Genomic DNA, 22,934 nt, shown 5'->3' with positions numbered 1-22,934 from the left:
CCACCGCCTCGCCCGCGCCCTGCCGGAGCGGGCGCCCTCCGCGCGCAGGCCACCGCCGGAGCTGAGCGTCGACTTCGACTGCGATCCGCCGATCGACCGGGTCGACGCCGCCGCTTTCGCCGGCCGCACCCTCGCGACCCGGTTGCACACCGCCCTCACCGCCGCGGGTGTCGCCTGCACCCGGCTGGCCGTCACCGCGCGCACCGAGGCGGGGGAGGAACTCTCGCGGATCTGGCGCTGCGCGCGCCCGCTCACCCCGCTCGACACCGCCGACCGCATCCGCTGGCAGCTCGACGGCTGGCTCACCCATCGCGATCGCCCGACCGCGCCGATCGTCGCGCTGCGCCTGGAACCGGTCGAGGTGGTCGCGGCGGGCGCGCTGCAACTCGGCCTGTGGGGCGGGGAGGGCGAGGAGACCGAACGGGCCCGCCGCGCGCTGGTCCGGGTGCAGGGCCTGCTCGGCGGCGAAGCGGTGCGCGTCGGCGTGCTCAGCGGCGGGCGCGGTCCCGCCGAGCGGATCACCATGATCGCCCTCGGCGACGAGCTCACCCCGGCCGCCGACCCGTCTCAGCCCTGGCCCGGCCGGCTCCCCGAGCCCGCGCCGACACTGCTGCTCCTGCACCGGCCCATCGTGCACCTGACCGCCGCCGACGGCACCGCCGTCGAGGTCACCGACCGCGGCCTGTTCACCGCCGACCCGGCCCGCCTGCACTGGGGTCGCAGGCAGTGGGCACTGCTCGGCTGGGCGGGCCCGTGGCCGGTGGACGAGCGCTGGTGGGCCGCCGCCGAGCAGGCGGGTCCGGCCGCCCGCGCCCAGGTCCAGCTCGACGCCGAACCCACCGAGATCAGGGCCGTGCTGCTCGTCTACGACGCCGCCGCCTGGCACGCCGAGGGCGTCTACGAATGACCGAACACAGGGTGCCCTTACCGCTGGCTCCGGCGCCGGTTCTACAGTGAAACGACGCCTGTTCCGGATCGGCCGGACATCGGTCGTGGAAGGAGCCGTCATGAACCCGTTCGAGAGCATGTCGTGCTCGGTGGCCGCGACGGAGCTGTCCCTGCTCGGCACCGCGGCGCATGTCACCGGCTGGCTGTGCATCGAGCATCCCGGCGCCTGGGGCCACGACGTGATCGGTGACGAGGTGCTCGGCCCGGAGATCACCGCCGAACTGGCCGCCCGCACCACCGCCGCGAAGGTCCGCCCGACCCTCATCCGCCGTCCCGGCCGCAACGAGTTCACCGGCACCCGCACCGTGCTGCTGGTCAGCTCGCGCCCCGAGGGTTCCTGGTGCGAGCGGTTCGAGATCACCGACCTGCGTCAGCTCCTCGACATCGACCTGCATCTGGTCGACGGCCCACCGCCGGGAATCGGTGCGCGCGTGGACGAGCCGCTGGTCCTGGTGTGCGCGCACGGCAAACGCGACCAGTGCTGCGCCCGGCTCGGCCGCCCGATCGCCGCCACCCTGGGCGCCGCCCATCCCGACCGCGTCTGGGAGGCCTCGCACACCGGCGGCCACCGCTTCGCCCCCGCCGTCGTCCTGCTCCCGTCCGGTCTCACCTACGGCCGCGTCGACGCCGACGCCGCCGAGGCCATGCTCGCCGCCGCCGACACCGGCGCCGTCTCGCTCACCGGCCTGCGCGGCCGCAGCTGCTACGACCCGATCGGCCAGCTCGCCGAAGTCGCTGTCCGCGAGCGGTTCCCGGCCCTGCCCGCCGACGCCCTGGTCGTCGAGCCCGATTCGAGCCACACCGCCGACCCGACCCTGGCCGGCGCCGCCGTCGTCACCCATCGCGACGGCCGCCGCTGGCGCGTCACCGCCCGCACGGTCCCCGCTCCGCCCCGCAAGGCCAGCTGTGGCGGCGCGCCGAAACCGGCCACCTACCTGGAAACCGCCGCGGTGGAGGAACTGTCAGTGCAGGCGCACCGGTAGTTCGGTCAGTCCGCGGATGAGGGTGCTCGTCTGATACCGCGGATCGTGGGCGTCGGGGGCGAGCGTCAGGGCGGGGAAACGGGAAAGCAGCGCGGTGAAGGCGATCTCGGCCTCCAGCCGGGCCAGCGGCGCGCCGACACAGAAATGGATGCCGTGGCCGAAGGCGAGGTGGCCGTTCGCCGCGCCGTCGACCCGGAGATCGTCGGGGTCGGGGAACCGGTGCGGGTCACGGTTGGCCGCGACGAGCGCGACGTGGACGAACTCGCCCGCGGGAATCTCGATGTCGCCCACCGTGATCGGCTCGGCCGTGACGCGCTCGGTGGACATGTTCACCGGGCCGTCGAAGCGCAGGAACTCCTCGACCGCCGCGGGCACGCCGGCGGGATCGTCGAGCAGCGCCCGCCACTGTTCGGGCGCGCGCAGGAGCGCGAGGGTGCCGTTGCCGATCAGATTGACCGTGGTCTCGTGTCCGGCGACGAGCAGCAGGAACGCCATCGCCACCAGCTCCTGGTCGGTGAGGCGGTCGCCGTCGTCGTCGGCGAGCACCAGCCGCGAGAGCAGATCGTCGGCGGGCCGCTCCTGCTTGGCGCGCACCAGGTCCGACAGGTAGGTGTGCATCTCGATCGCGGCGGTGGCGCCGTCCTGGGTGAGCCGGTGCACGCCGACGAGCAGTCGGGTCCAGGCCTGGAAACGGTCGCGGTCCGCGAACGGCACGCCCAGCAGCTCGCAGATCACCGCCACCGGAAGCGGAGTGGCGAAGGCGGCCATCAGGTCTACCTCGTCCTCGGCGGCGAATCCGTCGAGCAGCGCGTCGGTGATCTCCTGGATGCGCGGTCGCAGCACCGCCACCTGCCGGGTGGTGAAGGCCTTGTTCACCAGTTTGCGCAGCCGGGTGTGCCCCGGCTCGTCGGTGTTGAGCATGTGATCGGACAGCACCAGCGCCCGGCTGTCGACCAGTGTCCCCGTCCGGCTCGCCATGGTCGCCGCGAGTTCCGCGATGCCCTTGTGCAGCCGTGAATCCGCCAGCAGGGCCCGGCCCACCGCGTAGTCGAGGACCACCCACCGGACGATGTTGTCCGGAAACCGCACCCGATGCACGATCCCGCGCTCCCGCCATCGGCGATAGTAGGAGTGCGGATCGTCGTAGAAATCGTTACCGATGGTCTCGACCGTCGCAGGGCCCGAGTGATTCGCCGCCATGGCTCCAGGCTACGCCGACCGCGTCGCCACGAACTCGGGAAATCGGGCGAATTCAGCTGCTACACAGTAGCTTTCGCGCGACTCACCAATGGGTACCCGGCACCCAGCGCGCGGCGCGTCGCAGGGCGCTGCCGGTGGCCTTGCGCGCCGCCGACTTCGGTTTCGGCTCCGTTCGCGGCGCCGTCGGTTCGACGGCCGGTTCGGCGGGGTCGACCGATTCGCCCTTGGCGGCGGGGGAGTCCGGCAGGGCGCGGTAGTAGCGGTGCAGGATGCGGTCGCGCAGCTTGGGGGTGAGCAGCGCGCCGTACTCGGCGAAGGTGCCGAGCGGGACGTCGATGCGCTTGGGGCGCTCGGTGAGGGCGCGGACGATGGTGGCGGCGGCCCACTCCGGTGATTCGGAGGGGCCCTGGTCGCCACTCGGCGCGATCATCGGGGTGCGCACCAGCGGCATGTGGATGGTGGTGAAAGTGACGCCGTCGGCCAGGGTTTCGACGGCGGCGACCTCGGTGAACTTGTCCAGCGCCGCCTTGCTGGCGAGGTAGGCGGAGAAGCGCGGGGTGGCGACCTGCACGCCGGCGCTGGAGATGTTGACGATGTGACCGAAGCCGCGTTCGCGCATCTGCGGCAGCAGCGCCAGCGTCATCCGCAGCGCGCCGAAGTAGTTGACCGCCATGGTGCGCTCGAAGTCGTGCAGGCGATCGGTGGACCGGTGGATGGCGCGGCGGATGGACCGGCCCGCGTTGTTCACCAGCATGTCGACGTGGCCGTGCTGGTCGAGGATCGCCTCGACGGTCGACTCGACGGACTCGGCGTCGGTGACGTCGCACTGATAGCCGTGGGCTCGGCCGCCCGCGTCGACGATCTCGGCGACCACGGCGCCCAGTTCGTCGCCGCGGCGGGCGAGGAGGAAGACCACGGCGCCCTTGTCGGCGACCGCCAGCGCGGCGGCGCGCCCGATCCCGGACGACGCGCCCGTGATCACGACATGACTGCCGGTCAGATCGTGCCGCCGCCGACCGCGACGGCCCTGTGTACCGGGAGAAACCTGTGACATCACTGCTCCTTTGCAGCTCGTTCCCTCGAACTTACTCCAAAGTAAGTTCCGGGACCAGGCCTGGCGAAAAACTCGAAAATATGTTCGAACACCTCTCGCCAACATTCGAACGTATGTGCGATACTGGGCCACATGGCGGACGATCGGATGGCGGATATCTATGCCGCGGTGCGGCTCGGCGGTGGCGACCCGGAGGCGGCGCGCGCGGCGCTGACCAGGCTCTGGGACGAGGTAGGGGAAGGCGGCGACCCGTTGCATCGCTGCGTGATCGCGCATCACCTGGCGGATGTGCAGGAGTTGCCGGAGGGCGCGCTGCTCTGGGATCAGCGGGCGCTGGCCGCGGTGTTCGGGCCGGGCGTTCCGCTGGACGAGGGACTGCGCGGATTCTTGCCCTCGCTGTATCTGAATCTGGCCGACAGTCACCGTCGCGTCGGTGATTTCGACATGGCGCGGATGCAGCTGACCATCGCGCGCGGGCACCTGGACGTGCTCGCCAACGATGCCTACGGCGCGGTGATCCGGTCGGGTCTGGGGCATGTGGAGGCCGCGCTGGAGTCGCAATCGATGGAGCGTTTGCCCGCGAGTTGAGGGGTCGGGCAACCGCGATCGAGTGGGAGGTGCGGGTGATGCGGGGGCCGTGAGAGGAGTGGGCGCGTGGGCTGGAGCAACGGTCCGCCGACCTGGTCGGAACTGGAACGGGTGCTGTCGGGCAGGCCGTCCCGCCGTCCGGCCGAGGAGATGCATCCCGGCGACGGCGGTGACAGCCCGGCCTGGTCGCGCAAACGCGGTGCGTACGAGGCGAACTCGATCGCCAGGCCCACCGTGTCGACGGTGCCCTTCGCCGAGCTGCACGCCCATTCCGCCTACAGCTTCCTCGACGGCGCGAGTCAGCCGGAGGAACTGGTGGAGGAGGCGGTGCGCCTGGGGCTCGAGGCGCTCGCGCTCACCGATCACAACGGGTTCTACGGGACCGTCCGGTTCGCCGAGGCGGCCAGAGAATGGGGAATGCCAACGGTTTTCGGTGCCGAACTGTCACTGGGAACCGATGCGGAGGCGGCGCCTGGCCGAGGGGATGCGGTCAGGCGCCGTTCTGTTCCCCGGGGCGGGCTGCGGCCGATCGGTGATCCCCGGGGTGCGGTCGGCGGCCACGCCGACGCCCCGGACGCGCTGCCGCGCACGGGGACTCCCGACCCGAACGGGCCGCACCTGCTGGTGCTGGCGCGCGGGCAGGAAGGGTATCGCCTGCTGTCGCGGCAGATGTCGGCGGCGCACATGGCAGCCGGGGAGAAGGGCGTCCTGCGCTACGACCTCGACACGCTCACCGCCGCCGCTGCGGGTCACTGGCACATTCTGACCGGGTGCCGGAAGGGGCATCTGCGTCTGGCCATGGAACAGGACCTGCGCGCGGGCGACACCCGGCTGCCGAAAGCCGACGCGGCGCTGCGTGAGCTGATCGAACGTTTCGGCGCCGACCGGGTGAGCGTCGAACTCACCCACCACGGCATCGCCACCGACGACGAGCGCAACGAGTACCTGGTCGCGCTCGCCGACCGCCTCGGACTGCCGGTCCTGGCGTCCACCGGCGCGCACTTCGCCTCGCCCGCCCAGCGTCGCCGAGCCATGGCGCTGGCCGCGATCCGGTCCAGGAGCAGCCTGGACGCGATGGCGGGCTGGCTCCCGTCCACCGGCGGCGCGCATCTGCGCTCCGGCGCGGAGATGGCCGCGCTGTTCGCCGAGTACCCGCACGCGGTGGCCAACGCGGCGGAACTGGCGCGCGAGTGCGCCTTCGACCTGCGCCTGATCGCCCCGAAACTGCCGCCGTTCGAGGTCCCCGCCGGGCACGACGAGGATTCGTGGCTGCGCGAGCTGAGCTATCGCGGCGCGGCCGAGCGCTATGGTCCGCCGGAGCGGAATCCGAAGGCGTACGCGCAGATCGAGCACGAGCTCGCGGTGATCAAGAAGATGACCTTCCCCGGGTACTTCCTGGTGGTGCACGACATCGTCGACTTCTGCAAGCGCAGCGACATCCTGTGCCAGGGCCGGGGCTCGGCCGCCAACTCCGCGGTCTGCTACGCCATCGGCATCACCAATGTCGATCCGGTGCGCAACGAGCTGCTGTTCGAACGCTTCCTGTCCACCGAACGCGACGGCCCGCCCGACATCGACGTCGACATCGAGTCCGATCGGCGCGAGGAGGCCATCCAGCACGTCTACGCCAAGTACGGCCGCGACTACGCCGCCCAGGTGGCCAACGTCATCACCTATCGCGGCAAGTCCTCGGTGCGCGATGCCGCACGGGCGCTGGGCTTCTCGCCGGGGCAGCAGGACGCCTGGAGCAAACAGGTGAGCCGCTGGTCGGGGGTGTCGGCGGAGCAGNCGGTGCGCGATGCCGCACGGGCGCTGGGCTTCTCGCCGGGGCAGCAGGACGCCTGGAGCAAACAGGTGAGCCGCTGGTCGGGGGTGTCGGCGGAGCAGGGCACCGATATCCCGGCACCGGTGCTCGAGCTCGCCGGCGAGCTCGACGGCCTGCCCCGGCATCTGGGCATCCACTCCGGCGGCATGGTGATCTGCGATCGGCCGATCGCCGACGTGTGCCCGGTGGAGTGGGCGCGGATGGCGGGGCGCAGCGTCTTGCAGTGGGACAAGGACGACTGCGCCGCCGTCGGTCTGGTGAAGTTCGACCTGCTCGGCCTCGGCATGCTCTCGGCGCTGCACTACATGATCGACCTGGTGCGTGAGCACAAGGGCGAGAAGGTCGAACTGCACGCGCTCGATCTCGCCGAACCCGCCGTCTACGAGATGTTGCAGCGCGCCGACTCGATCGGGGTGTTCCAGGTGGAGTCGCGCGCGCAGATGGCGACGCTGCCCCGGCTGAAGCCGCGCACCTTCTACGACCTGGTGGTGGAGGTGGCGCTGATCCGGCCCGGTCCCATCCAGGGCGGGTCGGTGCACCCGTACATCCGCAGGCGCAACAAGCTGGAGAAGGTCGTCTACGACCATCCGGCGCTGGAGAATTCGCTCGAACGCACGCTGGGCGTCCCGCTGTTCCAGGAGCAGCTGATGCAGATGGCGGTCGACGTCGCCGGGTTCAGCGCCGCCGAAGCCGACCAGCTGCGCCGCGCGATGGGCTCCAAGCGCTCACCGGAGAAGATGGAACGGCTCAAGGACCGCCTCTACCAGGGCATGCGCGACCTGCACGGCATCACCGGCGCCGTCGCCGACCGGATCTACGAGAAGCTCTACGCCTTCGCCAATTTCGGCTTCCCGGAGAGTCATTCGCAGAGTTTCGCCTCGATCGTGTTCTATTCGTCCTGGTTCAAGCTGCATCATCCGGCCGCGTTCTGCGCCGGACTGCTGCGCGCCCAGCCGATGGGCTTCTACTCCCCGCAGTCGCTGGTCGCCGACGCCCGCCGCCACGGTGTGCTGGTGCACGGGCCCGACATCAACGCCAGCCTGGCCGAGGCCACCCTGGAGAACGTGGGCACCGAGATCCGGCTCGGCCTGTCCGGCGTCCGCCACATCGGCACCGATCTCGCCGAGCGGATCGTCGCCGAGCGCACCGAGGCGGGCCCGTTCACCTCGATGCTCGACCTCACCGGACGCGTGGAACTGACTGTCGCCCAGGCGGAGTCACTGGCCACCGCGGGGGCGCTGGACCGCCTGGTCGATGCGGTGCCCTGGTCCGGCGAGCAGCGATTTCGCGGTGCCGCGGCCGGGACGAGTCGAGCCGCCGCGCGCGCGGTCGACGATGTCATGACGGTGGATCGAGCGGGTGCGACGGTGCGCGTACCGCCGGATTCGGCCGATCGGGCGGACGAACGCCCGGTCACCGGGCGCGGCAGCAGCGTGCGCCGGGCCGCGCTGTGGGCTGCGGGTGCCGCGGCGGGCGAGCGTCCGCACCTGCTGCCCGGTACCGGACCGGCGACCGTCGCCCCGTCCCTGCCCGGCATGAGCGCACTCGAACTCGCCGCCGCCGACGTCTGGGCCAGCGGCATCTCGCCCGGCAGCTATCCCACCGAATTCCTGCGCGCGCACCTGAACTCGCTCGGTGTCGTCCCGGCCGCCGACCTGTTGCTCGTCGAAGACGGCACCCGCATCCTGGTCGCGGGCGCGGTCACCCACCGGCAGCGTCCAGCCACCGCGGCGGGCGTCACCTTCCTCAACCTGGAAGATGAGACCGGCATGGTCAATGTCGTCTGCTCGGTGGGTCTGTGGGCCCGCTACCGCCGGCTGGCCCAGAACGCGACCGCACTGCTGATCCGCGGCCGCGTCCAGAACGCCGAGGGCGCGGCCAGTGTCCTGGCCGACCACCTCGAACACCTCGACCTCACCATCGCCGCCCGCTCCCGCGACTTCCGTTGAACCACTGCCGAATCGATGCCGGACATCCGGGAATCGCTGCGGTATCAAGGAAGTGGAGCATCGAATCGTGGGGGCCGCATGTCGCACTCCGAACTGAACGCACTGTCGGTGACCTACCGGCAGGGCTACCACTGGGCCGTGGTGGATCTGCTGGCGTCGCTGCCATCGATCGTGCTGAGCGGTTGGCTGCTGGTGGGAATCGCGGCGCTGTCGGCGAACTGGGTCGCGGTGCTGGTCGCCGTGCTGTGGGTGGCGTCGGGCCCGGTGATGCTGGGCTGGCGCCGGCTCCTGCTGGGGGCGATGGCGCTGTCGTCGGAACGGGACCTGCCGGATGAACACGACCGGGTGAACCGCGCGTGGGCGCGGGTCGCCGAGGCCGCCGGTGTGCCCGCCGCCACGACCACGGTGTGGGTCATGCGTTCCGAGGCCGTCAACGGAGCCGTCAACGCCAGCGGCTATGTCAGTGTCACCCGCGCTGCCGTCGAGGCTTTCACCGAGCGGCAGCTCGAAGCGCTGATCGCCCACGAACTCGGACATCGCCTGCAGGACACCGCCACCTGGCGGTCGGTGATCCGGTGGTATCGGTGGCCATTCGAGTGGCTGGTACGCGCTGTTTTCGCGCCGGCGGACCGGTTGATGGTTCCGTTGCACCCGCGCCTGTTGCGATTCTCGAACCGCGTGATCGCCGCCCTGCGCTATTCCGCTCTCGGTGTGGCCGCCGCGACCACGTTGCTCGCGGCCCCGGCCGTCCTGGCCTACGGCACCGCCGCCTGCCTGCTCTTCGCGGCACTCGCACTGCTGCTCGGCCCCTGGGGTTCCGCACTCGCCCTGGCTCTGGCCGCTCTCCAGCCGCTGATCCGGCCCCGGCTGTCGCAGCGCCTCGAATTCCTGGCCGACCGCGTTGTCGTCGACCTCGGCTACCTCGACGACTTCCGCCACGTCCTGCGACTCGTGTACGACCGTTCGACGTTTCCCGGCTCCGCCTACCTCACCGAGGTCCCCACCCTGCTCGCCACCCACCCCCGCCTCGATGACCGCCTCGCCGAACTCGACCGCTACGCCCACCGAACTCACTGACCTGCGACTGCGGTGATCTCGCCGAGCTGGACCAGCTCGTGCACCGCGATCTCGCCGCGGCCCAGCTCATCCGGGCCGAGTACGAGGGCCTTCGGCTCGACCTCGCCGACGCGTTCCGCGTCCTGCCCGCCGACGTGTAGATCCGCGGGTGGGCCCGCTCGGGCCACTCGCGCATTACGCTGCGATCATGCGCAAGCTTGCGGTGGTGATGGTCGGGGTGCTCGGGCTGGTATTGCTGGCCGGGTGTGGGAACGACGTGAGCGAGAGTCCGGCCGATCACGCGTCCTCGCCGACGATCTCGGGCCCCGCCGCGGCGGTGGCGCCGGGGTATCGGGAGGGGGCGCCGGCGAAAGAGAGTCCGGCGCCACCGGATTCGGACCGCAAAGAGGTGATCACCGGGTCGGTCGATGTCACCTCGGGTGATCCGATCGGCGCGGCGGCGCAGGTCACCGAGCAGGTGCGTGTGCTCGGTGGGCGGATCGACAGCCGCACCGAACAGCCGGGGACCGACGACCGCGCGCCGCGCGCCGTGCTCAGCGTGCGGGTGCCCGCGGACAAGACCGATGCCTTCATCACCGGGCTCGACGGGGTCGGCACCGTCACCAGGGTGAGCACCAATCGCGACGATGTCACCATGCAGTGGCAGGACCTCGACGCCCGGATCAGCGCCCTGCGCGCCTCGGTCGACCGGTTGCGCGCGCTCATGGCGGGCGCGACCAACACCGCCGACCTGATCGCCGCCGAGGAGGCGCTGGCCAGCAGGCAGGGCGAACTCGACAGTCTCACCGCGCAGAAGCGTTCCCTCGACGACCAGGTCGCGCTGTCCACGCTCACCCTCACCTTCACCGCCGACGACAAGGACGCCCCCGGCGATCCGGACAACTTCTGGGACGGCATCGTCGCCGGGTGGAACTCGCTGATCGACTGGCTCCACGACGCCGTCGTCTTCGCGGGCAAGGCGGTGCCGTGGCTCGGCTTCCTCGCCGTCCTCGGCGGGGTGATCTGGCTGGTGCTGCGGACCGCGCTGCGCCGTCGCCGCCCCGCGCCGCCCGTCGCGAAAACCCCTGCGGCCGCGCAGACACCCGAGGAGGAACCGACCGATGCCGACCGTACGGGCGACGATCAAACCGAACAGCCGTAAAGGCCCACTGGTCGAAGTCGCCGACGACGGCACCCTCACCCTCTACGTCCGCGCCCCGGCCGTCGAGGGCAAGGCCAACAAGGCCGCCATCGAACTCCTCGCCGACCACTTCGGCGTCGCCAAATCGGCGGTGCGCTTGACCGGCGGCGCCACCTCCCGCTTCAAGCGTTTCGACATCGACGACTGACGCCGGAGCTCAGTCGATGACTTCGACCCGGCACGGCAATCCGGGTGTTCTGCTGAGCCGCGCGTCGCTGGTGAGCGGTGGAACATCGAGTCGTGCCGCCAGCGCGGCATAGAGGCCGTCGTAGAAGGTGATCGTGTGACGGACAGCCAGTCCTGCTCGCTGAGCCATCCCTGGTGGGCATAGCGCCGATCGACCATCGTCGCCAGCATGCGCAGGCCGATCGTGGCGGTATCGGGGTCGATCAGGCCCTTGCGCTCATGGCGGCGCAGCACATTACCGACTTCGGCATCGATGAGATGTGGCGCGTGGCAGGTGCTGGCCTCGATCAGCCGTCCGACGGCGGTCCCGACGGCGTCCTTGCGCAGCAGCGCGGTCGAGGCGGCCGGGGCGTCGAGCACGTACTCGTCACTCGCCACGGGCGTCGTCCAGCGCGCTCAGGATCGATTCGCGATCGGCTCCCTCGCTCGTGTCGCGCTCGAGCGACTGCTATACGGCGCCGGGGAAGCCGAGTTGGCGCCAGGCCTCGTAGACCGCGACCGCCGCGGCGTTGGACAGGTTCATCGAGCGGCGGCCGGGCAGCATCGGGATGCGGACCTGGTCGGTGATGTGCGGGTCGGTGAGGACCTCGGCGGGCAGGCCGGTCGGTTCGGTGCCGAACAGCAGGGCGTCGTTGTCGCGGTAGGCGACCTCGGTGAAGCGGGTGGTCGCCTGGGTGGTGAACGCGAACACCCGGTCCGGCGCGATGGCCGCCCACGCCGTGGCCAGGTCGGGATGCACCGTCACCACCGCGAGGTCGTGATAGTCCAGCCCGGCCCGGCGCAGTTTCGACTCCGAGAGGTCGAAGCCGAGCGGCTCGATCAGATGCAGCGCGCAACCGGTCCCCGCGGCCAGCCGGATCGCGTTGCCGGTGTTGGGCGGGATCACGGGGTTGTGAAAGATCAGGTGCAGCACAGCGCATCACTCTGTCATGCCGGGCTCGCGCGCCCGGTTCGCCCCACCCATCGGGCGCGGGGCGCCCGCCGCGCGGCCGCGTCTGGAACAATCGGGGCCGTGAACAAGGCGGAGACGACCGGGAAGCATCGGGTCGTGCGGTTGAGCGCGGGGGAGCAGTACCTGCGCAGTCACCTGCCGATGACCGTGGTGAGCGCGCTGATCCTGGTCGCGATCGTGTTCGTCGCCTGGGATCGGTGGCGGCGCGGCGCGATCATCTTCGGCAGCGCGGCCCTGGTGGCCGCCGCCTTCCGGCTGTGCCTGCCGACGGTGCAGGTCGGCCTGCTCGCCGTCCGCAGTCGTCCGTTCGACGTGGCCACCCTGACCGCGCTCGGCAGCGCCATCGTCTTCCTCGCCGCCACCATCAACACCCTGGGCGTCAGCTGAGATAGCGCTCGGTGAACACCGCGCGCTCCCGCGGCCTGCGGCCGGGGTGCGGCGGCGTGCCCGCGCCGTAGCCGACGGCGACCATGACCGCGATCGCGGTCTCGGCGTCGGCGTCGATGCCGATCGCCTGCTTGACCAGCGCTTCGTCCCAACCGTTCATCGGCGCGGAGTCGAGTCCGAGCCCGGTCGCGGCGAGCATCACGTAGGTGGCCGCGATCATCGCGTTCTTCACGGCGTTCTCGCGCAGCAGCCCGCGCTCGCGCATCGAGTGATAGTCGGCGCGCGAGTCGAACTTCGCCAGGAACTGCTCGTTCCACGCCCCGTTGCGCGTCGCCTGCTCGGCGATATCGGCGTTGGCGCCGGTCCAGGCCGTCGGATCGGCGACGAACACCAGCACCGCGGGCGCCTCCAGCGGCTGCGGCTGACCGAACGCCGCCGCCGAGAGCGCCTTGCGGCCCGCTTCGCTGGTGACGACGACGATCGAGCGGTCCTGCATGTTCCAGGCGCTCGGCGCCTGCACGGCCAGCTCGAGCAGTTCGTCGAGCAGTGCGGGATCGAGCGGCTCGGGCCGGTAGTGGCGGACGGTGCGACGGGTGCGGATGGCCTCGGTGACCGAAAGTGTCTGTGTGTTCATGATTCCTACTATCGGAGAGTCACTCTCCATTGGGAAGTAGGCACCTTTTTGTGCGTTAGACTCGGTGAGGTGCGCACGATTCACGAGGCCACCGGCCTGCCCGCCGACGTCTACTCGGCCAAATGTCCCACCCGCGAGGTCCTCGACCACATCGCAGGCAAGTGGACGGTGCTGATCGTGGACGCCCTCGCCGAGGGCACCCTGCGCTACACCGATCTGCGCAGACGCATCGACGGCATCTCCCAGAAGATGCTCACCCAGACCCTGCGTCAGCTCGAGCACGACGGATTCGTCGCGCGCACGGTGTATCCCACGGTGCCGCCGCGAGTCGAGTACACGCTCACCGATCTCGGCCACAGCCTGCGCGAGCCGATCGCGGCACTGCGGGAATGGGTCGAGACGAACATCAATCGCATCGAGAAGGCCAGGCACGCGACGGCGCCATGATCGGTCGACGCGATCAGGCGGACTCGACGACCCGCTGTTCCCACAGGCTGCGGGTGCCGGTGTTGCCGTAGCGCTCACGGGCTTCGGCGGGGCTGATCGTCGACCGGGTGCGCGGCGGGGCGGCGGCGGCGTGCGCGGCCAGGATCTGTCCGGTCGTCTTCGCGACGAACGGGCTGGCCAGGATCAGTCCGCGGTTGTCGCGGCGCGCGGTGGCCCACACGAGCGCCTTCCACGGGAGCCGCGCCGACGCGTCGACGATGCCCGGCCGATCGAACCGGCCGAGCTCGCGCATCCAGGTGGGTAGCGTCGCGATCGTCGCCAGCGACAGCACGCGGCCACCGACGGCGAACGTCATGCCCTTGCTCGCCGACGGCCACAGCAGGAAGTGCATGGCCCGCACGGCCCGCTCGCTGACGCACAATTGCGGCCGGACCCGCGCGAAGTAGGCGCGCACCTCGTCACGATTGCGCGGCACATCCGCGGGCTTGCAGGTCTGGAGTTCGGCGGCGATCACGCACTCGGCCCAGTATCGGTCCTCTTCGGCCGGACTCAGCGGGCCGGGGCCGAACATCTCGTAGGCCTTGAGGACCGAATGCCAACCGGTGACGTGGATCCACAGCTGGGAGTCGGGGCTGTTGGCGCTGTAGCGCTTGCCGCTGATCGGTTCGATGCCGGTCATCGGCGCGTGCACCTTCATCAGGTGCTCGGCGGCCTGGATGGCGGTGCGGCCGTCGCCGAGCGCGACCAGCAGGAAGTAGGACAGCGTGTGGTCCAGGCGGGTGGCGGGATTGTCGTAGATCCCGTGCGAATCGGCCACCGCGGCGGTGAGGAAGGGGTCGAAGTGCTCGAGCGTGACCGCGCGCTGGAACCCGATCAGCGCGGTCGGTGCCGCCCACACCTTCCAGGTGGGGGAGTCCGGGCCGAAGAAGCCGTAGTCGTCGCGACGCAGAGTCGACGCATCGAATGTCATTGCACCTGCTCCTTTGCAGTTGCCGAGGAAGCCCTCGCAAATGAATACAACACCACCGTAGCAATCGCTCGAAATGAATACAACGGTTGCGTAGGATTGGTGCCGGGAGCCCGGTACCGGGGTATCGTCCAGGCGACGACAGGAGGAGCGCGTGACCGCGACGCAGGACCGATCACCGCGGCGCCGCTATGCCCCGCGCCTGCCACCGGACGAACGCCGCGCCCAGCTCCTCGACGCCGCGTTCACCGTGCTCGAGCGCAGGGAACTGCACGAACTGAGCATGGAGGCCGTCGCGCAGGAGGCCGGCGTCGGCAAGCCGGTGCTCTACACCGTGTTCAAGACCCGTGCCGAACTCGTCGAGGCGCTGCTGGAACGCGAACGTGAACGCGGTCTGGAGCAGATCGCCGACACACTGCCGGAGAACCTGGTCGACACCGAGCCGCTCGCCGCCGCCTCGGCGACCGTCGAGGCGTTCGTCGGTGTGGCACTGGCGAATCCGACCCGCTGGCGGCTGATCCTGGCGACCCCGGCGAGCGCGCCGGACGAGTATCGCGCGGCGTTGACGGCGGCCAGGGCGGAGATCCTGGCCCGCGCGGAAGCCCTTGTCCGCGTGGGCATCGCGATGTCACCGCGCTGGGCGGCGATGGACGCGGGACTGCTCGCGAACTCGACCCTCACGGTCGCCGAGATGCTCGGCAGGCTCGCGGTCAGTGAACCCGAGGAGTATCCGCGCGAACGGCTGCAGGCCTATGTGCGCTCGATCATGACCCTGCTGGCCGGGACGACACGGGACTGAAAAGGCCCGGCCGTCAGCGGTTCTCGCGGGCCAGCCGCATGGTTTCGGTGAGCAGTTTGGACACCGCGGCGGCCTCGGTGAGGAAGCCGTCGTGCCCGTCGCGCGAGTGCACGATCTCGAGTCCGGCGCAGCCCGGCAGCCCCTCGGCCAGCTCGGCCTGGGTGTGCAGGGGGTAGAGCCGATCGGAATCGACGCCGCCCACCACGACCGGCACCGTCGTCGCGGCCAGCGCCGCGGCGATCCCGCCCCGGCCGCGACCGATGTCGTGGCGGTTCATGGCCTCGCTGAGCAGCACATAGGTGGCCGGATCGAAGCGCTGACACAGCTTCTCGGCCTGGTGCTCGAGGTAGCTCTGCACCGCGTAGCGCCCGCCCGTCCACGGATCCTCGTCGCCCTGGGGACGATTGGTGAAGCGGTGGTCGAGCTCGCCTTCGGTGCGGTAGGTCAGGTGCGCGATGCGCCGGGCCAGGCCCATGCCGGTCATCGGCGCGCGGCCGGTGCCGTGGTAATCGCCGCCCTGCCAGTCGGGGTCGGCCGTGATGACGGCCATCTGGGTGGTCTGGGTGCCGATCTGGTCGGCGGTGGCACGGGCGCCGACGGCCAGCACCAGCGCGGCCGCCGACCGCCCCGGCTGTCCGACGATCCACTCCAGTACCCGCATGCCACCCATCGATCCACCGACGACGGCGGCCAGCCGCTCGATCCCGAACAGATCGAGCAGCTGCGCCTCGGCGGTGACCTGGTCACGGATGGTCAGGTCGGGAAACCGCGAACCCCACGGCGCGCCGTCGGGCGCGAGCGAGGACGGCCCGGTGCTGCCCTTGCAGCCGCCGAGCACGTTGGTCGCGATGACACACCACTCGTCGGTGTCGATCGGCGCGCCGGGGCCGACCATGCCCTCCCACCAGCCGGGCTGGGCATTGTCGGCGCTGGCGATGACGTGGGAGTCACCGGTCAGGGCGTGTTCGACGAGCACCACATTGTCGAGTGCGGGCGAGAGCTCGCCCCAGCGCTGCACCGCCAGCCGCACATCGGGGACCACGGCGCCGTTCTCCAGCGCGACGTCCCCGATGGCGACCACGCCGAGTCGCCCGTCCGGCGGTGGCAGCAGGGCCACACCGGTTGCGGGACGGGCGATCGGCGATTCGGTGCTCACAGTCACGTGTTCGCCGCCGCGAAACCGGCGCGCAGATCCGCCAGGATGTCGTCGATGCCCTCGATGCCCACGGCGAGCCGGACCAGCCCCGGGGTCACGCCGGAGGCCAGCTGCTCCTCGGGCGTCAACTGCGAGTGCGTGGTCGACGCCGGGTGGATCACGAGAGAACGCACATCACCGATGTTAGCGACATGGCTGTGGAGGCTGAGCGCGTCCACGAACTTCTTGCCCGCGTCGACGCCGCCGCGCAGCTCGAACGCGACGATCGCGCCCGCGCCCTTGGGGGCCAGCTGCTTGGCCCGCGCGTACCACGGCGAGGATTCGAGACCGGCGTAGTGCACGGCCTCGACGCCCGGCTGCTCGGCGACGAACTTCGCCACGGCCTCGGCGTTGGCGACGTGCCGCTCGACCCGCAGGCTCAGCGTCTCGATGCCCTGGGCGATGAGGAACGCGTTGAACGGCGACACCGCCGCGCCCAGGTCGCGCAGCAGCTGGACGCGCGCCTTGAGCGCGAAGGCGGGCGCGCCCAGGTCGGCGAAGACCGCGCCGTGGTAGCTGGGATCGGGCTCGGTGAAGCCGGGGAAACGGGCGTTGCCGTCGGCATCGCGCACGGTCCAGTCGAAGGTGCCGCCGTCGACGATCACGCCGGCCACCGCCGCACCGTGCCCGCCGAGGTACTTCGTCGCCGAGTGCACGACGATGTCGGCGCCGTGGGCCAGCGGCTGGATCAGGTACGGGGTCGCGACGGTGTTGTCGACGATCAGCGGGATGCCCGCCTTGTGCGCGATCTCGGCGATGCCGGGGATGTCGAACACGGCACTGCTCGGGTTGGCGATGGTCTCGCCGTAGAACGCCTTGGTGTTGGGCCGGATGGCGGCCTGCCACTGCGCCAGGTCGTCGGGATCCTCGACGAAGGAGACCTCGATGCCGAGCTTGGGCAGCGAGTAGTGGAACAGGTTGTACGTGCCGCCGTAGAGGTGCGGGCTGGACACGATGTGGTCGCCCGCGTTGGCCAGGTTCAGGATCGCGAAGGTCTCGGCGGCCTGGCCCGAGGCCAGCAGCAGCGCCGCGACGCCACCCTCGAGCGCGGCGACGCGCTGCTCGACGGCGTCCTGGGTGGGGTTCATGATCCGGGTGTAGATGTTGCCCGGCTCGGCGAGACCGAACAGCGCGGCGGCGTGATCGGTGTCGCGGAAGGTGTAGGAGGTGGTCTGGTAGATCGGCAGCGCCCGCGCGTTGGTGGCCGCGTCGGGGGACTGGCCCGCGTGGATCTGCTTGGTCTCGAAGGACCAGTTCTCGGGCAGGGCAGAGTCGGTCATGAAAAGCTCCAGGGTTGTTCGCCGGTGTTTCGCGTCAGATGGGTTGGATCGACGGACAACAACACATGGGGGCCTCCTGCGATGCGCGCTTGCTCCCGGCCTTCGGGAGCCCGGTCATCACCCGGAGCACCCCACCGCAGCTGGAGGGTTGCCGACCAGCGAGCCGGGGCTTGGCACTGGTACTCATGACCTTGCCGACATGTTAACCGGCGATTGCGCCCGCGCGGAAACTTCCCCCGGTTTCATGCCGTGGATCACTCCGCCGCCGGTGTGCCGACCGCTGGCGTGTCGGGGTCCGGCTGGGCGCCGCAGATGCGCCGAAGCTCGTGGTAGGCGCGCAGAACGGCGTTGCGAGTGACCAGCGCGGCGGCCTCGGGGGTCGAGCTGAGCAACGCGTCCTCGACCGAGACGAGCGAGAGGTGACACAGCATCTGCCAGGTGCCTGCCACCAGCCGGACCGAGAAGTCGTCCGGGGTCGTCGACATCCGCTCGGCCAGTCGCGCGCAGACTGCGATGTTCTTCTTCTCGGCGTACTCGAGTGCCCGCGCGTTCACGGCCTGGCTGGCGCGCATGATCCGCTGCATCTGCAGGAACTGGCGCAGGAACCGCGCGCCGTCGGCATCGGCCTCGGTGTCGATGACCTGCAGGTAGGCGCCGCACAGCGCCTGTAGCTCGTTGTCGGTGCGCGGTTGCTCACCCAGCGCGACGGCGACGGCGAGCCCGAAGTCGTCGATCGGGGCGAGCACGATGTCTTCCTTCATCGGGAAGTACCGGTTCACCGTGCGGGGGGAGACGTCGGCGCCCGCGGCGATCTGCTCGACGGTGGTCGCGTCGAAGCCCTGTGAGTCGCACAGGTTCAGCCCGATCTCCACGATCGCCGCCTTGGTCTGCAGCTTCTTGCGTTCGCGCAGGCCGGTCGGCGCGCGATCGGGCCCGGTAGGGGCTGCGGGTTCGGTCGTCCGGTCCGCGCTGATCGGAGTGGTCGAGTCCAGCATTCCTCCAGATTACCGCCCCACCCGATTCATCTGTCCTCGCACGTCAAATGTCGCAGTAAGACATTTTTCTCTTGACGCCAATTGTCTCACGGTGTCAGGATTGAGCGCGAGCCTTCGAGTGACTAGGAGTCCGCGGTGACCGGCACCGAAATAGATGCGAAACCTACTGAGATACAACAGAGTTCGACACGCTGGTGGGCGCTCGCCGTGCTCGCCTCCGCGCAGTTGATGGTGATCCTCGACGCCACCGTCGTGACCATCGCGCTCCCGTTCGCCCAGAAAGACCTCGGCATCAGCGAGGGCGACAAACAATGGGCGCTCACCGCCTACACGCTGATCTTCGGCGGCCTGCTGCTGCTCGGCGGCCGGATGGCCGACTACCTCGGCCGCAGGCGGATCTTCCTGATCGGCCTGGTCGGCTTCGCCGCCGCATCGGCCCTGGCCGGACTCGCCCAGGACGGATTGCAGCTGTTCCTCGGGCGTGGCCTGCAGGGCGCGTTCGCCGCGCTGCTCGCCCCCTCGGCGCTGTCGCTGCTGTCGGTCACGTTCACCGACGTGAAGGAACGGGCCCGCGCGTTCGCGGTGTTCGCCGGCATCTCGGCCGGTGGCGTCGCGGTCGGGCTGATCGTGGGCGGCGCGCTCACCGAATATGTGTCCTGGCGCTGGACGCTGCTGATGAACACCCCCGTCGCGATCGTCGCGCTGCTCGGCGCGCTGGCGGTCATCGTCCGCGATGTGCCCGCGCCGCGCCTGGGCGGCTACGACCTGCCCGGCGCTGTCACGGTGACGGCGGGCCTGGTGTCGATCGTGTACGGATTCAGTCGCGCCGCCGAGGACGGCTGGCTGGCAGGCAGCACGCTCGGCCTGCTCGGGGTGGGCTTCGCGCTGTTGATCGCCTTCGTCGTCATCGAGGCGCGTTCGTCGAATCCGCTCCTGCCGCTGCGCATTCCGGGCGAGATCAACCGGGGCGGCGCGCTGCTGGCCGCGCTGCTGATCCCGATCGCCATGTTCGCGATGTTCCTGTTCCTGAGCTTCTACTACCAGAACACCCTCGGCTACTCGCCGCTGAAAGCGGGCGTCGCGTTCCTGCCGTTCCCGGTGGGCATCGCGGTCTCGGCCGGTGTCACCAGCGCGCTGATGCCCAAGCTCGGCCCGCGTCCGCTGATGGTCGTCGGCGCGCTGCTCGGCACCGTCGGCCTGCTGTGGCTGGCCCAGCTCGGCTACGGCGACGGTTACGCGCTGAGCGTGCTGCCCGCGCAGTTGCTGATCGCGCTCGGCATGGGCCCGCTGTTCGTCGGGATGCAGGCCGTCGCGCTGCATCAGGTCGACGCCGCGGACTCCGGTGTGGCCAGCGCCCTGCTCAACGCGGCTCAGCAGGTCGGCGGCGCGGTCGGCACCGCCTTGCTGACGACGCTGTCGGTGCAGGCCGCGAAGAACTACGCGACCGACAACCCGACTATCGACCACCTCGTCGAACGCGCCTCGATCTACAGCTACGACGTCGCGTTCTACGTCGGCGCCGGGTTCTTCCTCGCCGCCGCCGTGGTGATCGCGGTGATGATCAGGGACAAGCCGGAGAACCTGATCGAAGGCGACGAGCACGCCACCCGGGTGCCGGTCGCGGTCTGAGTTCGGAGCACCGGGCCCCGCACGCCGTTTCGGCAGGCGGGGCTCGCGTGTGTGCCGGGCGGCGGCGCGCGGGCCAGGCGATCGCAATTCGTTCGCAAGTGGGCGCCAATCGGCCGCGGTCACGCTCTGTGCATGACTATCGAGACCGCCGATGAGGCGAACAACACCGCGCTAGCGCATTCCGCCGACCGCACGTCGAGCTCCGTCCCGCCGGGGAGTCGGGATCGGGGCAGGGCAGTGGTCCTGGCCGTGGGCGCGGCCCTGTGGGCGGCGGGCAACCTCATGCATCCGCTGGAACACGCCGAGTCCTCCGAGCAGGCGGCCACCTGGGCGGCCGCGCATCTCACCTTCGCGGTCGGCGCGGTGCTGATGGCGGTCGGGCTGCCCGCGCTGATCCGGGCCATCCGCAGGCCGGGTGACGAGCGGGCGGGCAAGATGCTCACCCTCGCGCACGGGTTGCTGTTCGCCGGGCTGGCGGTGGTGATCCCGATCGGGGCCTATCACGAGGTGTTCGTCAGCACCCATCTCGACCACCACGCCGCGACCGAGATCGCCGACGCCTCGGCCGCGGTGCTCGCGCCGCTGTCGCTGGCGTTGCTGCTCGGGTTCGTGCTGCTCGCGGTGTACGCGCTGATCCGGCCCGCCGCCGTGTTCGGCCGCTGGTCCGGCGTGCTGATCATCCTGGGCACGCTGTCGATGACGGTCGCGGCGATGCTGCCCGGGGTGCTGCCCGGCGCGGAGGGCTGGTGGATCATCCCCGGAACCGTCGCCCAGGGTGTGGCGATCGGCCTCGCGGGGGTGCGTATCGCCAGGTAGATTGACCGCATCGAAGACGAAGGACCGTACGGCGGCACGCCCGCCGTACGCATCGAAGTGCTCGGCCCGTTGCGGGTCGAGGTGGGTGGGCGGCCCGCCGATCTGGGTGGACCGCGTCAGCGCGCGCTCCTGGCCCGTCTGGTGCTCGCCGGCGGCGAGGTGGTTTCGACCGATCGCCTGATCGACGACCTGTGGGCGGGCGACCCGCCGCCGAAGGCCCTGGGCGCCCTCCAGGCCCACATCTCCTACCTGCGCCGCGCCCTCGAACCCGATCGCCCGCCCCGCGCCCCGGCCACCGTGCTGATCTCCGAGGCCCCCGGCTACGCACTGCGGCTCGACCGGTCCGCGGTCGACGCGTGGCACTTCGAACGCCTGCTCGCCGACGGCGATCACACCGATCCGGCGCAGCGCTACGCGGCGCTCGGTGCGGCCCTGGCGTGCTGGCACGGTGAGCCCTACGCTCCCTTCGCGACGGCCCACTGGGTCGTCCCGGAAGCCACCCGCCTGCACGAACTCCGCCGCGTCGCCGTCGAACGCCGGGCCGAAGCGGCCCTGGCGCTCGGCCGGTCCGACGAGGCCCTGGCCTTGCTGCACCCCCACGTCACCGATCACCCCGACCGCGAGAACGCCGCCCGCCTCCTGGCACTGACCCACTACCGCCTGGGCCGCCAGCTCGACGCCCTGGCCACCCTCCGCCGGGTCCGCGACTACCTGGACACCGAATACGGCGTCCGGCCCGGCCCGGCCCTCGCCGCCCTCGAAACCGCCATCCTCACCCACGCCCCGGAACTGGACCTGCCACCGACGCACTCGACTGCCGCGGCGCACCTCGCCGAGCCGACGCAGCAATCGACCGGGGCGGTGCACTTCGTCGAGCCGGTGCGGGGATCGACCGGCGCGGTACGCCCGGCCGACTGGGTGCAGGGATCGACCGGCGCGGTACACCCTGCCGACTCGGTGCAATCATCGGGTGGATCAGCCCAGACCGATCCGGTGCAACCGTTTGCTCGACAAGCGTGGCCGGGTCTCGTGGAACCGTCGGCTGGACCTGCGCAGGCGGGTCTGGTGGAACCGTCGGCTGGACCGGCGCGGCCGGGTCTGGTGGATTCGTCGGCTGGACAAGCTCAGCCCGCCGGTGGTGGGGAGTCGAGAGGCTCGGCGATCGGTTCGACCGAAGCCGTGCGGTCTGCCGACGGTGGGCCGCCGGTGACCTTCGCGGAGGCGGAGCCGCTCACCGACCACCGCGTCGGACACCCGGCGCGATCTGTCGGCGACAATGCCTCGGCGACCTCGGCGACCTCGGCGACCTCGGCGACCTCGGCGACCTCGGCGACCTCGGCGAGCGCGGGTGTCGGGGGAGTGGGTGCGGCGAAGGCCGCCGGGGCCGACGGTGGTCCGGATCGGCCCGCCCCGCGAGCGCGGTTCAGCGCGGACGCGGTCGGCTACGACGCCGAACGGGCGGCGCTGCGCGCCGAGGCGGCCGAGGTAGTGGCGCACGGGCGGGCCCGGGTGGTATGGCTGGAAGGGGAAGCGGGAGCGGGGAAGACGACGCAGAGCGAGGCCCTGGCCCAGGTGCTGGCCGGGGACGGGTGGACCGTCGCCGGGGCCGCGTGTCCGGAGGTCGACGGTGCGCCCGCGGCGTGGGCCTGGACGCATCTGCTCGAAGGGCTCGGTGCGGAGGCGGAGCGGGAAGCCGGTCCGTTCGGCATCGCGCGGGCGGTGGCGCGGGCCTGCGCGCAGCGACTGGTCGACGGGCCCGTGCTGGTGATCCTCGAGGACGTCCATCGCGCCGACAGCGCCACCCTGCAGATCCTGCGCCAACTGGTGGCGTGGCTGGCGCATC

Annotated in this window: 21 protein-coding genes, 1 pseudogene and 1 riboswitch; of the genes and pseudogenes, 13 read left to right on the top strand and 9 right to left on the bottom strand. The window is 70.8% G+C overall.

Annotated features, from left to right (window positions below):
• A pseudogene (locus tag V8688_RS24025) lies at nucleotides 1–907 on the top strand (DNA polymerase Y family protein); the annotation flags it as partial.
• Between the two features lie 100 nt (nucleotides 908–1,007).
• Nucleotides 1,008–1,931: a sucrase ferredoxin gene (locus V8688_RS24020; RefSeq protein WP_218717330.1), complete on the top strand. Its 924-nt coding sequence runs from the start codon at nucleotides 1,008–1,010 to the stop codon at nucleotides 1,929–1,931.
• Here V8688_RS24020 and V8688_RS24015 read toward each other — a convergent pair.
• Both V8688_RS24015 and V8688_RS24010 read right to left on the bottom strand, forming a co-directional pair.
• Nucleotides 1,911–3,131: a cytochrome P450 gene (locus V8688_RS24015; RefSeq protein ID WP_218717331.1), complete on the bottom strand. Its 1,221-nt coding sequence runs from the start codon at nucleotides 3,129–3,131 to the stop codon at nucleotides 1,911–1,913. The two genes, V8688_RS24020 and V8688_RS24015, sit on opposite strands and share 21 nt — an antisense overlap.
• A gap of 82 nt (nucleotides 3,132–3,213) precedes the next feature.
• Nucleotides 3,214–4,185, bottom strand: coding sequence for an SDR family NAD(P)-dependent oxidoreductase (locus V8688_RS24010; RefSeq protein ID WP_218717332.1), 972 nt, complete (start codon nucleotides 4,183–4,185; stop codon nucleotides 3,214–3,216).
• Nucleotides 4,186–4,317: 132 nt separating this feature from the next.
• Here V8688_RS24010 and V8688_RS24005 point away from each other — a divergent pair, with 132 nt between their 5' ends.
• From V8688_RS24005 to V8688_RS23985, 5 genes are all read left to right on the top strand, one after another.
• Nucleotides 4,318–4,773, top strand: coding sequence for a hypothetical protein (locus V8688_RS24005; RefSeq protein WP_218717333.1), 456 nt, complete (start codon nucleotides 4,318–4,320; stop codon nucleotides 4,771–4,773).
• Between the two features lie 66 nt (nucleotides 4,774–4,839).
• Nucleotides 4,840–8,547 (top strand): error-prone DNA polymerase, encoded by a 3,708-nt coding sequence (locus V8688_RS24000; protein WP_342801741.1) that lies wholly within the window; start codon nucleotides 4,840–4,842, stop codon nucleotides 8,545–8,547.
• Nucleotides 8,548–8,625: 78 nt separating this feature from the next.
• Nucleotides 8,626–9,624, top strand: a complete 999-nt coding sequence (locus V8688_RS23995; protein ID WP_342801740.1) for a M48 family metalloprotease — start codon at nucleotides 8,626–8,628, stop codon at nucleotides 9,622–9,624.
• Between the two features lie 187 nt (nucleotides 9,625–9,811).
• Nucleotides 9,812–10,765 (top strand): DUF4349 domain-containing protein, encoded by a 954-nt coding sequence (locus V8688_RS23990; protein WP_218717336.1) that lies wholly within the window; start codon nucleotides 9,812–9,814, stop codon nucleotides 10,763–10,765.
• The gene (locus V8688_RS23985; RefSeq protein WP_218717337.1) at nucleotides 10,725–10,952 is read left to right on the top strand and encodes a DUF167 domain-containing protein; all 228 of its coding nucleotides are present in this window, start codon (nucleotides 10,725–10,727) and stop codon (nucleotides 10,950–10,952) included. Before V8688_RS23990 ends, V8688_RS23985 begins: the two co-directional genes overlap by 41 nt.
• A 9-nt stretch (nucleotides 10,953–10,961) precedes the next feature.
• Here the strand turns inward: V8688_RS23985 and V8688_RS23980 are convergent, their stop codons facing one another.
• The gene (locus tag V8688_RS23980; RefSeq protein ID WP_342801739.1) at nucleotides 10,962–11,120 is read right to left on the bottom strand and encodes a hypothetical protein; all 159 of its coding nucleotides are present in this window, start codon (nucleotides 11,118–11,120) and stop codon (nucleotides 10,962–10,964) included.
• A gap of 318 nt (nucleotides 11,121–11,438) precedes the next feature.
• Nucleotides 11,439–11,903: a tRNA (cytidine(34)-2'-O)-methyltransferase gene (locus V8688_RS23975; RefSeq protein ID WP_218717339.1), complete on the bottom strand. Its 465-nt coding sequence runs from the start codon at nucleotides 11,901–11,903 to the stop codon at nucleotides 11,439–11,441.
• 99 nt (nucleotides 11,904–12,002) lie between these two features.
• Here V8688_RS23975 and V8688_RS23970 point away from each other — a divergent pair, with 99 nt between their 5' ends.
• Nucleotides 12,003–12,329 (top strand): DUF3017 domain-containing protein, encoded by a 327-nt coding sequence (locus V8688_RS23970; protein ID WP_308248410.1) that lies wholly within the window; start codon nucleotides 12,003–12,005, stop codon nucleotides 12,327–12,329.
• Here the strand turns inward: V8688_RS23970 and V8688_RS23965 are convergent.
• Nucleotides 12,322–12,963, bottom strand: coding sequence for a nitroreductase family protein (locus V8688_RS23965; RefSeq protein WP_218717340.1), 642 nt, complete (start codon nucleotides 12,961–12,963; stop codon nucleotides 12,322–12,324). The two genes, V8688_RS23970 and V8688_RS23965, sit on opposite strands and share 8 nt — an antisense overlap.
• Before the next feature lie 69 nt (nucleotides 12,964–13,032).
• On the opposite strand from V8688_RS23965, the gene V8688_RS23960 reads away from it, so the two are divergent.
• On the top strand, nucleotides 13,033–13,410 hold the full coding sequence (locus tag V8688_RS23960) for a helix-turn-helix domain-containing protein (RefSeq protein WP_308248411.1): 378 nt from the start codon (nucleotides 13,033–13,035) through the stop codon (nucleotides 13,408–13,410).
• Nucleotides 13,411–13,423: 13 nt separating this feature from the next.
• Here the strand turns inward: V8688_RS23960 and V8688_RS23955 are convergent, their stop codons facing one another.
• On the bottom strand, nucleotides 13,424–14,380 hold the full coding sequence (locus tag V8688_RS23955; RefSeq protein WP_218717341.1) for an oxygenase MpaB family protein: 957 nt from the start codon (nucleotides 14,378–14,380) through the stop codon (nucleotides 13,424–13,426).
• A 151-nt stretch (nucleotides 14,381–14,531) separates the two neighbouring features.
• On the opposite strand from V8688_RS23955, the gene V8688_RS23950 reads away from it, so the two are divergent.
• The gene (locus V8688_RS23950; protein ID WP_342801738.1) at nucleotides 14,532–15,176 is read left to right on the top strand and encodes a helix-turn-helix domain-containing protein; all 645 of its coding nucleotides are present in this window, start codon (nucleotides 14,532–14,534) and stop codon (nucleotides 15,174–15,176) included.
• Nucleotides 15,177–15,189: 13 nt separating this feature from the next.
• Here the strand turns inward: V8688_RS23950 and V8688_RS23945 are convergent, their stop codons facing one another.
• The 3 genes from V8688_RS23945 to V8688_RS23935 all read right to left on the bottom strand — a co-directional run bounded on the left by V8688_RS23945 (nucleotide 15,190) and on the right by V8688_RS23935 (nucleotide 18,646).
• Nucleotides 15,190–16,338 (bottom strand): homoserine O-acetyltransferase, encoded by a 1,149-nt coding sequence (locus V8688_RS23945; protein ID WP_218717343.1) that lies wholly within the window; start codon nucleotides 16,336–16,338, stop codon nucleotides 15,190–15,192.
• Nucleotides 16,335–17,651 carry a bifunctional o-acetylhomoserine/o-acetylserine sulfhydrylase gene (locus tag V8688_RS23940; protein ID WP_218717344.1) on the bottom strand — a complete coding sequence of 439 codons (1,317 nt, stop codon included), beginning with the start codon at nucleotides 17,649–17,651 and terminating at the stop codon, nucleotides 16,335–16,337. The genes V8688_RS23945 and V8688_RS23940 overlap by 4 nt, the downstream gene beginning before the upstream one ends.
• An 80-nt stretch (nucleotides 17,652–17,731) precedes the next feature.
• Nucleotides 17,732–17,842: riboswitch (SAM riboswitch) on the bottom strand.
• Between the two features lie 63 nt (nucleotides 17,843–17,905).
• Nucleotides 17,906–18,646 (bottom strand): TetR family transcriptional regulator, encoded by a 741-nt coding sequence (locus tag V8688_RS23935; protein WP_342801737.1) that lies wholly within the window; start codon nucleotides 18,644–18,646, stop codon nucleotides 17,906–17,908.
• Nucleotides 18,647–18,853: 207 nt separating this feature from the next.
• Between V8688_RS23935 and V8688_RS23930 the strand changes: the two genes are divergently transcribed.
• The 3 genes from V8688_RS23930 to V8688_RS23920 form a co-directional block, all read left to right on the top strand.
• Nucleotides 18,854–20,275 carry an MFS transporter gene (locus tag V8688_RS23930; protein WP_342801736.1) on the top strand — a complete coding sequence of 474 codons (1,422 nt, stop codon included), beginning with the start codon at nucleotides 18,854–18,856 and terminating at the stop codon, nucleotides 20,273–20,275.
• A gap of 132 nt (nucleotides 20,276–20,407) precedes the next feature.
• Nucleotides 20,408–21,091: a hypothetical protein gene (locus V8688_RS23925; protein ID WP_316573609.1), complete on the top strand. Its 684-nt coding sequence runs from the start codon at nucleotides 20,408–20,410 to the stop codon at nucleotides 21,089–21,091.
• A gap of 57 nt (nucleotides 21,092–21,148) precedes the next feature.
• A partial coding sequence (locus V8688_RS23920) for a BTAD domain-containing putative transcriptional regulator (RefSeq protein ID WP_342801735.1) occupies nucleotides 21,149–22,934 on the top strand: 1,786 nt, incomplete at its 3' end.

This window comes from Nocardia sp. No.11, assembly GCF_038752175.1.
GTDB lineage: Bacteria > Actinomycetota > Actinomycetes > Mycobacteriales > Mycobacteriaceae > Nocardia > Nocardia canadensis.
Note: the sequence above shows the minus strand (reverse complement) of the source record. Positions and strands in the feature narration are given on the sequence as shown.